Source organism: Calothrix sp. PCC 7507, from assembly GCF_000316575.1.
In the GTDB taxonomy this organism is placed as follows: domain Bacteria; phylum Cyanobacteriota; class Cyanobacteriia; order Cyanobacteriales; family Nostocaceae; genus Fortiea.
In genome coordinates this window covers 474,207-489,734 of sequence record NC_019682.1, presented here as the reverse complement: position 1 = coordinate 489,734, position 15,528 = coordinate 474,207, and the positions used below count along the sequence as shown (strand labels likewise).

The following is a 15,528-nucleotide window of genomic DNA, read 5'->3' as shown; positions in this document are numbered from 1 at the left end:
GTCTCTCTAGTCTGTGGAACGCATAAATCAATCATGAAAAATTATTTACGTATTAGTACTTAAAATATTCTAATTATTGCTATATATTTATTCAGTAACTGTCTTTGCTTGACCTTCATAGCATAAGTGTTTTGACCTCAGTTACACTTCATCTGACCAGAGGAGTTTTTTACTACCCATCTGGTTCATCCAATAGGAGGAAGACGGAAAGCGGAAAATAAGGAATCAATTCAATGGGATAAATCTAAAATCCAAAATCCAAAATTTAAAATCCTCAGAGCCAGGTATCCTTGTAGTCAGGGTTAATCCAAAATCCAAAATTGTCTTTGTGCCATGACTATAGTCCAAACAACTTCTGTGCTGGTTGATATCGCTCAAAAAACTCGCCAGGCTGCGAGTTTGCTGGCTGTTCTCTCCACTGAAGAGAAAAATCAAGCTATTGAAGCGATCGCTCAAGCTTTAGAATCGGAAAAGGATGAGATATTACAAGCAAATGTTGCTGATTGTCAAGCGGCTGCGGCTGATGGGATTGCGAAACCGCTTTACAAGCGCTTGCAGTTGGATGAACATAAGTTAAGAGATGCGATCGCTGGAGTCAGAGATGTAGGAAAACTCGCTGATCCTGTAGGACAAGTGCAGATTTACCGCGAAATCGACACAGGCTTAATCCTAAAACGCATTACTTGTCCTTTAGGGGTGTTGGGGATTATATTTGAAGCTCGTCCAGAGGCGGCGATTCAAATTGTTTCCCTAGCTATTAAATCAGGTAACGGTGTAATTCTTAAAGGTGGTAAGGAAGCTGTTCGTTCTTGCGAAGCTATAGTTAAAGCCATTAAACAAGGATTATCTCACACTCGTGTGAACCCTGATGCGGTGCAATTATTGACAACTAGAGAAGAAATATTAGAACTTTTGCAGTTAGACAAATATGTAGATTTAATTATTCCCAGAGGTTCTAATTCTTTTGTCCGTTTTGTGCAAGAAAATACCCGAATTCCGGTATTAGGTCATGCCGAGGGAATTTGTCATCTTTACGTAGATCGATCTGCTGATATTCAAAAAGCTGTTGCTATTACTGTTGATGCCAAAAGTCAATATCCTGCTGTTTGTAATGCGATTGAAACTTTATTAATTCACCAGTCAATTGCTGCAACGTTTTTACCTATAGTCGCTGAGGCTTTGCAAGCAGTGAATGTGGAATTAAGAGGTGATCAACGCACTTTAGAAATTTTACCTAATCTCGCCAGTGCTACAGAATCAGATTGGGAAACAGAATATAGTGATTTGATTTTATCGATTAAAATCGTCGATGGTTTAGAAGATGCGATCGCTCATATTAATAATTACGGTTCTCGCCATACCGAAGCGATAATTACTGAAGATATAAAAGCTGCTGAAACCTTCCTAGGATTAGTGAATGCAGCAGGTGTTTATCACAACTGTTCTACCCGCTTTGCTGATGGTTTTCGCTATGGTTTTGGTGCAGAAGTGGGGGTTAGTACTCAACAAATGCCACCTCGTGGTCCCGTAGGTTTAGAGGGCTTGGTAACATATAAGTATCAAATGACTGGTGATGGCCATATTGTGGCTACCTACACGGGTGCAAATGCTAAGTCTTTTACTCACCAGGATTTGAGTTAAAACCTACTGATTTAATAGCGGTTTTTAATTGAATAAATTGCACTTTGTTGTCTTGTAGGATGAGCGAGAGGCTTACCCTACAAGATATATCAAATTAGTGTTGAATTCAAACGCTCATTTCTATGAAAACTTAAGGATGAGGGCTTGATCTCCAAAGTTCCATCAAAAGAAGTATTGAATTGATTGGGATCTAAGTCCACAGGAAATAAAAAAATTCCTTGATTTAAATGCCGTGCCTCATGGGAAAGCTTAATTGCCTTTGTTAAAGTGCAATATTTGATTGGAACCCATTTATTATTCGACAAGTAGTAGACAACGACTCGGAGTGATGTGTACTCTGCCAAGGGTAAGGGAATTCGCCAGGGTGAAACCACAATATATTAAGATTTATTTTGATAAACTATCGTTTCAATTTGACAGCAATCAAAAGGTATAGCAACTGTCCTCAGTAATAGTTTTTTGGTGATTTAATTCTCTGGGGATCACCTGACATTGTAAATTTACTCATATTTTCAACTTTCAACCAATGCTTTTTGATCTATAAGACTACTATTTGATTTTTGAACAGATATGTAGTGGACTGACACGACTAAAATGATGCGATAGGCTTGGATGTAATTAAACGCAGATGCACGCAGATAAACGCGGATAGAATTTCTTTTATTGCACTATTTTAGCTGAAACAGTCCAGTAGGGTGCGTTAGCGTTTCGCGTAACGCACCCTACCAATACTTTAAACCAATGCTTTCAACAATGCCTGAAGTTTGAGTTGCACCTCTGCAAACTCTTTTTCGGGATCGGAGCCTGCTACAATACCAGCACCTGCATAAAGTCTAGCGCGATCGCCATCAATTAGCGCTGAACGAATACCGACGATAAACTCGCAGTTCCCCTCAGCGTCTACCCAACCCAACGGTGCAGCATATAAACCCCTCTCAAAATTTTCATATCGGCGAATTTCTCTACAAGCAATATCTCTAGCTGCACCAGCGACAGCAGGTGTAGGATGCAGTTGGGCAACAATTTTTAAGGGGTGGATGTTGGCAGGGACTGTAGCACTGATTGGTGTCCATAAGTGCTGAATATTGGATAGTTGTCTCAGACGTGGGGGTAATATCTGGGGTAACAAACCTAGTTGAGATAGCCGTTGAGTAATAAAGTCAATTACTAGTAAATGTTCATGCCTTTCTTTTTCACTATTGAGTAAACTATTGGCATTTGCAGCATCTTCAGCAGGTGTTTTTCCCCGTGGTGCAGAACCTGCTAAAGCATCAGTAATTAACTGTTTTTGATGAATACTAATTAAGCGTTCTGGACTAGCGCCAATAAAGTTTTGTCCTTTGCCGTTGCTTGTAGAAAATATATAACAATTAGGATGTATTTGTCGCAGATTATTTAAAGACTTAAATAAGTTAAAATTATTACTTGATTGCACATCTAAAGCATCTGCCAAGACAACTTTATTGAGATGCTGAGACTGGATTTTTTCTAGGATAGATGAGACTGAAAGTTTAAATTGAGCCGCGTTAGTAACAGATTTTTTACTTAATTTTATCGGTGAAGAATCAATATTTGAAGAATAATATTCTAAAGACTGAATGATTGCGATTTTGCTCCACAAAGTTTGTAAGATTTGGGGAATATTGGCGCTAGCATTGATAATCGTATTGGTGACTAGTATACAGCGCTGATTTTTTACGGCTATTTGCCAACGTGGAAGAAAAATATTAGCTGAGGGAAAGGGGTAATCTATTTGAGAATTTTGATGAAAAAAACTGAAGTAACAAAAAAAGTGGGGGCCAGAAAAAGGTAAATTTGTATTCCCAAAACTAATTATATTTTGTAGACAATTTTTGATAAAATGCTCGGCTTTAGTAAAACGCTCTACACCATCAACATGTAATTTAGCTACAGCATCAAGAGCTGCGATCGCTTCTCCTTTACCTTTATTCTCAAAGTAAAAATTTATTTCATTTGCTTGACTTAGTTTATCTAAAACAACTAAAGGGTCAACTAAGTCAATGTCTAGGGAAATGCTCACAATTTGCCTGCAATTATTTTTGAGGCAGTTTTCTTGAACGTTTAAAAGAGATTGATATAAATCTTTGTGTTCTACAAAGAAGCTAGTGCGACATGGTGAAACTGTCATGGATCTAGTAATAGTAAATTTTTTTTAAGTTATCTTCCTAAAGTGTAATTAAACATGGTCGTATTTCTACAGGTAGCATATTCAGTCGCCATTTCACCAGAGTATGGTTTGTCTTGTTCTTGGTGTTCCTAGAACCAGACAAGCCATGCCGAGTTTGGACTGCAATCAGAGAGACAGTGTTACCAGTGCAAGGTTAACTAGCCATAGTAAAAACAGCAGTTTTTTGCACATTACCAGTATTTGGTGTCTCTCAAAATAATAAAATTTAATGTATGACTAAGGTTCTGAAAATCTAATTAATCACGACTGATGACTACCAAGCAGATTTTATATCCCAAGACTAAGTTATGGATGGCAGCGATTAAACCGCCAATGTACAGCGTTGCTATTATGCCCATTTGGGTAGGAACAGCAGTAGCATTTGCAGAAACAAAAATTTTTAATGGCGTAATTTTTTCTACTTTTGTAGCTGCAGCAATTTTAATTTTGGCGTGGGAAAATCTCAGTAATGATGTTTTTGATTCAGCAACCGGGATTGATCAAAATAAACACCATTCTCTGGTGAACTTGACTGGCAATAAGCAGTTAATATTTTGGATGGGAAATTTGTGTTTGGGTGTGGGATTGCTCTTAATAATTGCGATCGCACTTTGGCAGCAAGACTTCACTGTAATCGGCATCATTCTGCTTTGCTGTGCTTTGGGATACACTTACCAGGGGCCTCCCTTTCGTTTAGGATACCAGGGTTTAGGGGAGATTATTTGCTTTTTTGCTTTTGGGCCATTGGCAGTATCAGCAGCATATTACAGCCAGACTCAAACTTGGTCTACGACAAGTCTCTTAGCTTCGGTGATTGTCGGCATTGTCACCAGTTTGATTTTGTTTTGCTCACACTTTCACCAAGTTAAGGATGACATAGCCGCAGGCAAGCGATCGCCTATTGTCCGTCTAGGAACAGCAAAAGCCGCCCAAGTTCTCACCTGGTTCACTGGTAGTATTTATCCTCTTAGCCTGATATTTGTACTGTTGGGAATCTTCCCTGTGTGGACGTTGCTAAGTTGGGTGAGTTTACCTTTTGCCTTTAAATTATGCTGTCACGTCCAAGCAAATCATCATCTACCAGACAAAGTTAATAATTGTAAATTCATCGCCGTCGCTGTGCATTTTTGGAGTTGCTTGTTATTGGGTGCGGGATTTATGGTTTAGGACGGTTATTTGTCATTTGTCATTTGTCATTCGTTACTTCCGCTTATCCTGTCTTTACGACAGGAGTTGCTGTACTCATAACAGAAGTTGCTGTCCTTACGACAGGAGTTGCTGTCCTTACGACAGGAGTTGCTGTTCTTACGACACGAGTTACTTCCCCAATTCCCAATTCCCAGTCCCCATTCCCAACGTGTACAAATTTGCATTTCGTCCAATAGCGCGGAAATTTGTCAAACCCCTAGTTACTAGTCATGGGAACTGGGATATCCGTGAAGCTATCATTATTCGGCTCACTGATGAGATAGGGAGAGTCAGCTGGGGAGAAATTGCGCCTATTAGCTGGTTTGGTTCCGAAACTCTAGAACAAGCTTTAGATTTTTGTCGCCAACTACCAGAGGAAATCACAAAGGAGATGATTTTCTCCATCCCAGATGATTTACCTACTTGTCAATTTGGTTTTGAGTCGGCGTTAGAGGGGTTGGGGACTAGGTACTGGGGACTAGGTACTGGGGGAGATGAGGGAGATGGGGATAATTACCTTCAACTCTTGCCCAATTCCCCATACCCCATGCCCCATGCCCCATGTCCCCTGTCATACAGTGGCTTGTTAGCAGCAGGGGAAGTGGCGTTAAGACAATGGACAAGGTTATGGGAAGAGGGATATCGTACATTTAAATGGAAAATTGGTGTAGATGCGATCGCTCAAGAATTAGAAATATTGCACTCACTAATTCAAGCCTTACCAACCACTGCCAAACTGCGATTAGATGCTAATGGTGGACTTAGCTACGAGGAAGCTAATCTATGGCTGGAAACTTGCGACAATCTCCCAGGAAATATCGAATTTATCGAACAACCGCTACCCGTTGGGCAATTTCCAGAGATGTTGGCATTGAGTGAATATTACAGTACAGCGATCGCCTTAGATGAATCTGTTGCCACACTCAAGCAACTCACCACCGCCTATCAACAAGGTTGGCGAGGGATTTTTGTGATTAAACCGGGGATAGTCGGTTCACCGTCTCGACTACGGCAATTTTGCCAACAATATCAAATTGATGCTGTATTTTCATCAGTTTTTGAAACAGCTATTGGTAGACAAGCAGCACTCCAGCTAGCCGCAGAGTTATCCCACAATCAACGCGCAGTTGGTTTTGGTATCAACCATTTTTTTGCACAAGAAGAAGACACATGGCTGCAACGTCTATGGCAAGACCTTTAGCTTATCTCAAAAATTTAGGCGAACGCGATTGGCTAATTGGTGGTGACAGTCGTCAGTTTCAGCAAATAGTTGCAGAATTATATTTAGAATTAACCCAGTTATCAATATCAGGAACGCCACCAAAAATCATCCTAGCCGAACGCGAACCCACGCGATTTTTAGCAGGTTTCATCGCAGCCTGTGCCGCTGGTTGTCCAGTTTTTCTTTGTAACCCCGATTGGGGAACACAAGAATGGCAACAAGTCTTTGATTTAGTCCAACCAAACATAATTTGGGGATTGGGGAACTCGGGGCCCCCTCTGGGGATAAGGGGCAATGGGGACTGTGAAAAAAATACCAACTCATCCCACTCAGCACTCAGCACTCAGCACTCAGCACTGATTATGATTCCCACAGGTGGCTCATCAGGGAAAATTAAATTTGCCATCCACACCTGGGAAACTCTCATAGCCTCTGTACAAGGCTTCACAGAGTATTTTCAGCTAAATCAAGTCAATTCTTTTTGTGTATTGCCACTTTATCACGTCAGTGGTTTGATGCAGTTTATGCGATCGTTCACCACTGCTGGTAAATTAGTTATTTCACCATTTAAAGCAGTAGAATATGGTCAAATACCCAATATTGAACCAACAGAATTTTTCATATCTTTAGTGCCGACACAGTTACAAAAAATCCTGCAAAATCCAGAATTAATCGAGTGGTTAGCTCAATTTAAAACAGTACTTTTAGGAGGTGCGCCCGCATGGGATGAACTCCTGGAAAGAGCGAGATTCTATCACATCCAGCTAGCACTAACCTATGGCATGACAGAAACAGCTTCCCAAATAGCCACCCTCAAACCTAATGATTTTCTCAATGGTAAAGTTAACGTAGGTCAAATTCTCCCTCATGCTCAGGTAACAATTCGTAATCAGCAAGGCGAAATCTTAGATGCAAATCAAATAGGAAATATAATAATTCAAGCTAAATCTTTATCCCTTGGCTATTACCCAGAAATTTGGGAAAATCAAGACTATTTTCAAGTAGATGATTTAGGTTTCTTGGATAAACAAGGTTATTTAAATATTGTAGGGCGTAGCAGTAATAAAATTATTACTGGTGGTGAAAATATCTATCCCGCAGAAATTGAGTCAGCTATTAGAGCTACTCAATTAGTTGCTGACGTTTATGTAATTGGCATACCAGATAAACATTGGGGACAAGTATTAACAGCTATTTATATTCCCCAAAATTCCCACACTTCTACATTAGAAATTCAAGCTTTACTCAAAGATAAACTCAGCAAATTTAAAATCCCCAAACATTGGATTCCTCAATCTAGCTTACCTTACAACTCGCAAGGTAAAATTAACCGCCAACAACTACAGCAAATAGCCACAGAATTCCTCAAAATTCCATCACATGATCTCCCTTGACTTTCTTCTCTCTACTTCCTCTGTATTTCTGCGGTTAGTTTCCAACCAATCGTTAATTTCATCAGGTAATTCTTGCTTATTTCTACTATTTACATCAATACAAACATGCCTCGTAATTGCTTTAGCCGCTAATACTTCACCAAGCTTAATTTCGTAAGCTATTTCAAATTTTTCAACCCCTAGTTTTTGAGGCATTAAGCTAACTACTAACTTATCCCCACAAAACATCGGGCGCAAGAAATCTACATTAGCGTGAACTATAGGAAAAGCTACTGATGAATTACCAAAAAAAGCTTTGAGATTAATACCTGATACCTCTAAAGATGCTTCGTAAGCTTCATGACAAATATTTAAAACATTCGCAAAATAAACTACACCAGCAGCATCGGTATCTTGGAAGTGAACAGTACGATGATACAAAAAAGACATCTATCAAAAGGCATAAATAAGGTTTGACGTGGTCTATTGTCCTTTGCTGGCATCAGACCAGTCTTCATCGGGGTCGATGCCCATAGCCCGAAGTCGTTCAGCTAGCCGGTCAGCCCGTTGGCGTTCAATTTCTCTACCCTGGCGTTCAATTTCCTGCCCTTCTGCACCTGTAAGGATAACTTGCCCGTGGCGATCGCACCACCGTAACCATAACCTTGTGACTTCCTCCTCAAACTGACCTTCCCACAGAGTCAGACCCAAACCAACCCCCTCTAGCCAGATTGACTGACCCACAGCAACAATGTCGGATGCTGAAGTCAATTCGGTATAGCCAAGCGGCGAAATCGTCCACACGCGCAACAGCGCCCCATTCATAGCATCCTGACCTTGAATCTGCTTGAGTGGGTCAAAAACGGCGTAGTAGTGGACACCAATTTGGGCATATATCTCCTTCTTGGCGGTAATTTTGCCCTTCTGCCGTGACTTCTGGCTCAGTGTCAACTCATCGCCTTCTGAGTTGGAAACAATTTCAATACAAACTTCTGGCACTTTGCCGAATTCCCACACAAAATAGGAGCGGTTTTGCCGTTGGGAAAAATCTTCGGGGCGCTGCACACCCAAACTCAGCATGACATCAGGAACAATGGGGTCGCCTTTAAGCTTGTAGAATAACCCCACATTGGCATCAGCCACAAAGGGTAGGGGCAAAGCTCTAGAACTATAGAGTGATTCAACCAGTAATCGCTGTTGTTGGGCAGATTGAAAATTGTCCACAGGTGTATCGTCTTCAATGACCAGATGGCTGATGTCAAGCTCCGTGATCAGATATTCTGTATTGAGAAGTTGTTGAGTCATTGGCAGGAACCAGAACCCGATAGTTCATTATCGACGATGACGAAAATTCGTGCAATTGGGGGGATGTCTAGAATGCTACTCAGTTCAAAGGGTGATATATATCTTCAGAACCGGGATTGAGGTAGGGATGACGTATGTCAATTGAATATTGAGCAAAGTGTTGGTCAATTACCTTCATGCGTTCATCTAGGGCAGTTTTACCTTTTTTCCAGGCTTCTAGTAATGCATTCGCCACAATTTGACAACGGTTCATCCCAAAACTTTCCTGTGCCGCAAATTTTTGGTTTGGTTCTTCAGCTAAACCCAATCCAGGCGCTAAAAACTTGGTGAACAAGGGGATTTCCGGTTGAAAATGGGATATATGTTTGGCATAAACAGCCTGAAGGATTTTACGGATTTCCGGATAGTCTTTACGTTCAAAGTAAAGTACTCCAGAGTCATAGCGTCCGTAGGCCGAGGGGTTGTATAGTACCTGAAAGCTAAAGGGAATGGCTGCTGTATTCAGTTCTAGTGTAAGACTATCCATGAGAGCGATCGCACCAGATGGTGTGAAATTAAAATAAATGCGTCCTGCTCCCAAATCAGCGTCTGGGTTATTCTGTAATTCCTGTCCATAATTACTCACAGCTAAATAACAGCCATTCTGCAGTCGATTTTTGGGCATCCAGATAGAAATCAACTCGCCAACCGTAGCAGATTTAGAACTAGGTTTAAGATGACAGTCTGGCTCAATATATAAGGTCAAACCGCCTTTGATCACAGCCATGCTACCATCTGGTTCCCGGCGCAACACTTCCCAACTAGGGTCAAAGTAACCTATACCGTGATTGCAGTTGTGTAGACGTTCATAAAATTCCCCATCAATCCCCAAAGTGGAATTATTTTCTAAATTTTGATAGGTATGGCAATTAGGTACATCAGCATTGACTGCCAAAATGTTTTGTAGGGAACCATTGTAATAGATACCATACAAGAAATTTCGTAGTAGAAGGGTAAGATATTTATGTTGTAAATCTATCGGATTTTGCTGAAATCTGTCTGCTATTTTAGTGGGCAGAGCAAAGGGTTGATAATTAGGATGATAAATCCGAAAGTTTGACTCAATCTGGATATTACTAGCGATGTCAGACAGAGAATTTAGTGGTTGATTAGCTATAGAATTTAGCATTAATTATCAGTTATAGAGTAGGGTGGGTAATGCCCACCACATTACGGGTTTTGTAAGGCATTGCCCACCCTACAGATACTATTTGTATCAACTTTAAAGTGAAATGGTATTAGTTGCAGGTAACAGCCCCTCAGCATATACCTGTTCCTGATTTAATAATTTATAATCTTGAAAATTGGTACTAGGAGCTAGAGACTAGGAATCAGGAAAGAGATATTGTCACATTTTATTGTCCTCACTATTCACAACAAAACATGAAAGTTCGTCTCCTCTAGTCTATAACCCCTATCCCCTAGTTTCATGGTAGATTCCTTGTTTTAACAACCGCGCAGGCGGGTTTTTTCGTAATAAAGGCGAACCAACTGTTGCTCTTTGACTGGCTGAGGAAGTTGATGTACTTTTGCCACAGGTTTTAAGATTTCTGACTCTGAGATCTCAAAAACAGTCAACACACCTTGCTCTGGCATAGTCAAGAGATTTTTGGCAACTTGGAGCATACAAATATCGGTATTATCAAAGTATTTGCGGCAATTAATCGTTTCCTGAATTTGATGAATCAGTGCCAGTCCAGCAAATTGGATAACCCGCAGAATAAAGTCCCGACGATACTCCAGAATCATGGGGAAAGCATTGAGATAAGACCGAATCAAAGCCAGGATTGAAGGTTGCAGAACCTCTAGCGGTGTCACCGCCAGACGCAGAGATTCTTCTAACTCGATTGTGGGGTCTACTACAAGGCTCGAAAGCCAAATTCTTAAATAGCTGGCAACTAGCTTACCTAAATCAAAGGCTGGATCTCCCCAAGAACAAGCTTTCCAGTCAATCAGTCTGACCAAGCAATTGTCTAGCTGCTCCCACCTGGAATGAACCAAGATGTTGTCCAATTTCAGGTCATTGTGTGTCAAGCAGCAAGGATTCCATTCATAGGCCAAATCTGCAATTGCTGATTCCAAACTCTCATAGCGTTGATAAAGAAGATAGAATTTCAGCGCCTCAGTGGGAACCGTGCCAAAAATCTCTGGTCCAATTGACTCTATCCCTTGAGCCGGATTGTAAAAGTGATAGCGAAACTGTCCTTGGGGAGCAGTTGCCATAAAATCACGATATTCTTTGCGATTGAAAGTGGCACGATGTAAACCGGCCAATGTCGTGCCAATAGCTGTAGCAATCTCCGTGGGGAAAATATCTTGATCTTGGTAAAAACTCTCAAGTTCCCGATAATCACTTAAGTAGTTACGGACAAGGATAGAATTTTCCTCGTCGAAATGCAGCACTAATGAAGCGATCGCCGAAATGTTGCCAATCACCGGAAACTGCTGCAATAATTGGTGAAACAGCCACTCATTAAACAACTCATGTGGTGTTCCAGCATAATTAGTGCTACGTTCTTGTTTAACCAGCAGTTTGCGATTATCTGCTAGAGCCACCAGTAAATTGAGATTCTTACTACTGTCCGGCAACTCAGAGTCGTCTGATGCTCCATCTTCTGAGCTACACAGACCTGCATCCTGCAGATACTGGATAACGTTATGAGAAGACAGTGATAATGCCATGTATCATTTCCTAGTACGTGAAATTGCTTAGAGAATTACCTATGTCAGTATGATCTGAAATTTGGCAGTTTTCGGTAGATAGCAACTCATGTGTGATATCAATAACGATGGGTACAATCTACTAATATCTTATCTATCTTAGAAAAACCTGCCAAAATGGCACTCTGCGCTTTACTATTCCTTTAAAATCTGCTTGATTACACCGTCAAATCTTTAAATTTCTCAGCAGAGTTACTTAGGTAGAAATTGATTTTTACGGTTGAAACTTTTGATGTTCCTCGGTTTTTAGGTTTATGGGTTTCAGCAAAAATTGTAGTTGATGCAACATTTCGACTCTCATAACCCCCAAAATGATTTCACTAAAGTTTTTTTACAGATCCGCAGCAAATGAATAGTGAGTAAAAAAACTATTCAGTGGCGGATATTATTTGACACTAAGCATTGATGTATGGACTTCCAGAAAATAAATTATCGAATTTACTCAGATAATATTTTTCTTTCTCCCCTTGCTCCGTGCCCCCTACCTACACAGCGATAGGATATTTTTTTAGTTGGAAGTCCCTTATGGATGGGCAATGTTAACTTCTGTAGAAACAATGTATTATTTATAACATATATTTCCATCCTTAGCATAGCGAAGAATCTTGGTCATCCCCCATGTTACAAGGCATGATGTTTAACCCCATTATTTTTATTAATCAGCATAAAGCCAACAAAACCGGACATTTTAGTCCACTGGGATTAATTTTTTTTGCTCAAATTTTAATATGTCAGGACTCAATATGACTGACTACTCAAAAGTATTATAGATACCAAAAATACAACTTTATCTCAGGGTATAGTAGCAAAAAATACAATTTGCAAATTGAGAAAGCTCCGCTTTTGACGGGACTTTCACAGGGAATAGGCAATAGGCAACAGTGGTAAAATCCTGTCCAACTTAGTTCAGAGCGACTAACGGTGAGCGTAAAGCCTACGGCATAGCTTCTCCTTTGGAGACGCTGCGCGTAGCTTACTTCCCCGCAGGCAAGCCGAACCGTTAATTTATGTATGAGGTTCTGCCTAGGCTGTTGACTTTGATGGAATTTTCACGTTTTTGGTTCATGCTATTTTTGTGCAAGTGTAAAACCTCTTTCCTGTCATTGCGTTGGCGTTAGCCTTAGAGTAGGGTACGGAGCGTTCGACGAAGTCGTTCTCGTTCGCGTAGCGTCTCCGTCAGGAGAAGAGTAGCAATCCCCGCGATTGCTTCGCTCCGCTCGCAATGACTAGACATATTTTGCATGATTTTTTAATTGCTAAAAAGCCACAGAGTCAACACCCTAGTACAGTGCGGCGGAAATAAGCAGACCATTCTCAATCGCTAAAAAGCTTACTCCATATTACTTTTGACTTTTGACTTTTGACTTTTGACTTTTGACTTCCGCCTTGCGGTACTAGGTTCTGCCCCCTGCCCCTTGTCCTCTTTATTGACACTTCCCATCTGTCTAGACTTGAGAAACTTTTATTGGCGTTATATCTACTTTTCTATTAAACAAAATTCGCGGCTTCATTAAGGTTCTAAATAATAAGAATAATGCACTCAACTCTCCTGGTACATTTTGTATTTTCCACTGTCCCGGACGGCAAAATAACATTTCTACTAAACGACGATGTTGACTCAAGCTAACTGAGGTAAATTTAATTCGCACCTTGGGAAATTCATTGTCAAATCTAGTATGAATGATTTCTCCCGAAAGCTGTAACTTTTCTTCAGTGATTTTTATATCTACTGACTGACTTTCGGATAAATATATCTGGGGTTTTTGAGTTAGTGCCACTTCTGCACCAACTTCCGAGATCATTGTAGTTATACCCCAAAAAGTTTGCTCACCAACTTTTAACTGTACCACTCGCCGCAAATTAAACCACTCATAAATATCGAGTTTGGGAGCATCTATTAAAATCAACAAGGTAACACTAATCATGATTAAATTATAAGCACTCCATAGCCAACCTAAACTGATGCCTGTAGTCTGCTGGGCAATTTCTAGTGGTGCTATATTTGCCCAAGAAACTTTAACTATACACATACATAAGTTCTGCAACAAACTGACGGCAGTGGCGATAAACAATAGAACTAGGGGTAAAGCTAAATTCCAGTTGAAGTTATAGCGATCGCTTAATATTCCTTTAGGTGTAACTTTAAATCCTTTGGCAAAAGGATTTAGCATAACTTGAATAACTGTAAGCGCCAGAGGTAAACACAGAAACAAAGAGTAAATATCTGATAATAAAGACGAACGAGAACGATAATTAAGCCAAGAATAAACTGCTAAATTTACTAAATAGAAAGGCAATAAAAAATATACAACTTCTCTTAAGGTTGCTCGGATAGGAATAACACCTAAAAATGCATAAACTAAGGGCATAAGCATAAAATAAATTTGCGATATGCTAGTTAATGCATGATGTAATAATCCTTCTAAATTAGCTAATCTTTGTACAAAATTTAATCCAGGAATTGTTAAAGGATTGGACTTAATAAAAAAGGCTTGGAGTGTACCCTGCGACCATCGCAAACGCTGGACTACATAGGTGGATATGTTTTCTGATGCTAATCCTGCACTTAATTTTTCATTTAAATAAATTATTTGGTAGCCTTGCGCAGATAGACAGATTCCTGTGAAATAGTCTTCACTTAACGACTCAGTGACAAAGCCCCCAATTTCTGCTAAAGCAGTTCTACGAACGATAAAGGAAGTACCAGCACAAACTACGCTACCTGCTGCATCACGTAGTGGTTGAATTTGTCGATAAAACACTTCTTCATCTGGAGTGAGAATATTTTCTAAGCCCAGATTGCGAGCGATGGGATCAGCATTATAAAAGCTTTGTGGTGTCTGTACAAGAGCAACTTTCTCATTTTGAAAAAAACCAACAGTGCGAGTGAGAAAGTTTTTAGTAGGGATAAAATCAGCATCAAAAACTACTATTAACTCTCCGTTAGTTTGAGCGATCGCATGATTTAAATTTCCAGCTTTAGCATAAAAGTTATCAGGTCGCGTTACATACTCACAACCCAATTCTTCAGCTAAATCCTTAATTTCTGACCGCCTAGTATCATCTAAAATATAAATTTTCTTGTTGGCATATTCTAAGGCTTGACAACCAATAATTGTCCGCCGAAGGATAAAAGACTTCTCATCATAAGTTGGTATTAAAATATCAATAGATGGTAGAAAACTACCATCAATAACAGCTAATGATTTTGTGTTTGCTTCCCGGTGACGATCTTTAACATTTAACATCAAAAACAATGAAATACTGCTCTTGAATAGCATGAGCATTTCGAGGCAGAATAACCCTAGACTAAATACCCCAGTTAATGGATTTTCCACATTGAGAGTTGAGAGCGATCGCCACATCATATACCGGGATGTTAAAATGATTAAAATTCCCACCACAAAGCGCTGCGACCAAATACGGGGTTGAGGTGAAATTTTCATCACTATGAACACAGTGAATAAAAGACCTAAAGAGGGTGCTAGCAAATATTCTCTAGAAATGCTAGGTACATTTAACCATTTTGGTGAGTTGACTTGCCAATGATTAATCTGGGTAAAAATTCCACTAATCGTGGCTTCACCAGCGAACCATCCTACAACAACTATGGTCAATAAAATAACGCTTATCAGTAAAATCAGCGTTGTAGCTCGAAATTGAAAAACTCCTTTAGCCAGAGGAGTTTTCAAAGTTTTATAGCTCAAATTTGACTTGCTAACTTTGCGCTTGTACAACTGAAACCATCCTGTAAAGTAGAATTTTCTATGTTCATTGTGGCGCATTATGGAATAATTGTTAAGAGCAATTAATAGAGATTTTTCTTTTTAATAAAAAATTTATAATGTGTG

The 15,528-nt window shown here is 39.9% G+C and carries 10 protein-coding genes; 4 read left to right on the top strand and 6 right to left on the bottom strand.

Annotation, left to right across the window (positions count from 1 at the left end; genetic code table 11):
* The first annotated feature begins 333 nt into the window (after positions 1 to 333).
* Complete coding sequence (locus CAL7507_RS02180) at positions 334 to 1,641, top strand: glutamate-5-semialdehyde dehydrogenase (protein WP_015126783.1); 1,308 nt, start codon at positions 334 to 336, stop codon at positions 1,639 to 1,641.
* Positions 1,642 to 2,374: 733 nt separating this feature from the next.
* On the opposite strand, the gene CAL7507_RS02170 is transcribed toward CAL7507_RS02180, so the two are convergent.
* The gene (locus CAL7507_RS02170; RefSeq protein ID WP_015126782.1) at positions 2,375 to 3,790 is read right to left on the bottom strand and encodes an isochorismate synthase MenF; all 1,416 of its coding nucleotides are present in this window, start codon (positions 3,788 to 3,790) and stop codon (positions 2,375 to 2,377) included.
* 309 nt (positions 3,791 to 4,099) lie between these two features.
* Here CAL7507_RS02170 and menA point away from each other — a divergent pair, with 309 nt between their 5' ends.
* From menA to CAL7507_RS02155, 3 genes are all read left to right on the top strand, one after another.
* Positions 4,100 to 4,996 (top strand): 2-carboxy-1,4-naphthoquinone phytyltransferase, encoded by an 897-nt coding sequence (menA, locus tag CAL7507_RS02165; RefSeq protein ID WP_015126781.1) that lies wholly within the window; start codon positions 4,100 to 4,102, stop codon positions 4,994 to 4,996.
* 181 nt (positions 4,997 to 5,177) lie between these two features.
* On the top strand, positions 5,178 to 6,218 hold the full coding sequence (locus CAL7507_RS02160) for an o-succinylbenzoate synthase (RefSeq protein WP_042341721.1): 1,041 nt from the start codon (positions 5,178 to 5,180) through the stop codon (positions 6,216 to 6,218).
* On the top strand, positions 6,203 to 7,633 hold the full coding sequence (locus CAL7507_RS02155) for a 2-succinylbenzoate--CoA ligase (RefSeq protein WP_015126779.1): 1,431 nt from the start codon (positions 6,203 to 6,205) through the stop codon (positions 7,631 to 7,633). Before CAL7507_RS02160 ends, CAL7507_RS02155 begins: the two co-directional genes overlap by 16 nt.
* Here CAL7507_RS02155 and CAL7507_RS02150 read toward each other — a convergent pair.
* The 5 genes from CAL7507_RS02150 to CAL7507_RS02130 form a co-directional block, all read right to left on the bottom strand.
* Positions 7,616 to 8,062 carry a thioesterase family protein gene (locus CAL7507_RS02150; protein WP_015126778.1) on the bottom strand — a complete coding sequence of 149 codons (447 nt, stop codon included), beginning with the start codon at positions 8,060 to 8,062 and terminating at the stop codon, positions 7,616 to 7,618. The genes CAL7507_RS02155 and CAL7507_RS02150 overlap by 18 nt on opposite strands.
* A 33-nt stretch (positions 8,063 to 8,095) precedes the next feature.
* On the bottom strand, positions 8,096 to 8,917 hold the full coding sequence (locus CAL7507_RS02145; RefSeq protein WP_015126777.1) for a Uma2 family endonuclease: 822 nt from the start codon (positions 8,915 to 8,917) through the stop codon (positions 8,096 to 8,098).
* 79 nt (positions 8,918 to 8,996) lie between these two features.
* Positions 8,997 to 10,085, bottom strand: a complete 1,089-nt coding sequence (locus CAL7507_RS02140) for a T3SS effector HopA1 family protein (RefSeq protein WP_015126776.1) — start codon at positions 10,083 to 10,085, stop codon at positions 8,997 to 8,999.
* Between the two features lie 317 nt (positions 10,086 to 10,402).
* Complete coding sequence (locus CAL7507_RS02135) at positions 10,403 to 11,638, bottom strand: phosphotransferase family protein (RefSeq protein WP_015126775.1); 1,236 nt, start codon at positions 11,636 to 11,638, stop codon at positions 10,403 to 10,405.
* A 1,484-nt stretch (positions 11,639 to 13,122) separates the two neighbouring features.
* A complete protein-coding gene (locus CAL7507_RS02130) occupies positions 13,123 to 15,462 on the bottom strand; it encodes a glycosyltransferase (RefSeq protein ID WP_015126773.1) in 2,340 nt (779 codons plus the stop codon).
* Between the last annotated feature and the right edge of the window lie 66 nt (positions 15,463 to 15,528).

What these genes read in the sequence shown, in the direction of transcription:
- CAL7507_RS02180 (WP_015126783.1), top strand. Translation starts at nt 334, where the DNA reads ATGACTATAGTCCAAACAACTTCTGTGCTGGTTGATATCGCTCAAAAA.
- CAL7507_RS02150 (WP_015126778.1), bottom strand. Translation starts at nt 8,062, where the DNA reads ATGTCTTTTTTGTATCATCGTACTGTTCACTTCCAAGATACCGATGCT.
- CAL7507_RS02135 (WP_015126775.1), bottom strand. Translation starts at nt 11,638, where the DNA reads ATGGCATTATCACTGTCTTCTCATAACGTTATCCAGTATCTGCAGGAT.
- CAL7507_RS02155 (WP_015126779.1), top strand. Translation starts at nt 6,203, where the DNA reads ATGGCAAGACCTTTAGCTTATCTCAAAAATTTAGGCGAACGCGATTGG.
- CAL7507_RS02130 (WP_015126773.1), bottom strand. Translation starts at nt 15,462, where the DNA reads ATGCGCCACAATGAACATAGAAAATTCTACTTTACAGGATGGTTTCAG.
- CAL7507_RS02145 (WP_015126777.1), bottom strand. Translation starts at nt 8,917, where the DNA reads ATGACTCAACAACTTCTCAATACAGAATATCTGATCACGGAGCTTGAC.
- CAL7507_RS02140 (WP_015126776.1), bottom strand. Translation starts at nt 10,085, where the DNA reads ATGCTAAATTCTATAGCTAATCAACCACTAAATTCTCTGTCTGACATC.
- menA (WP_015126781.1), top strand. Translation starts at nt 4,100, where the DNA reads ATGACTACCAAGCAGATTTTATATCCCAAGACTAAGTTATGGATGGCA.
- CAL7507_RS02170 (WP_015126782.1), bottom strand. Translation starts at nt 3,790, where the DNA reads ATGACAGTTTCACCATGTCGCACTAGCTTCTTTGTAGAACACAAAGAT.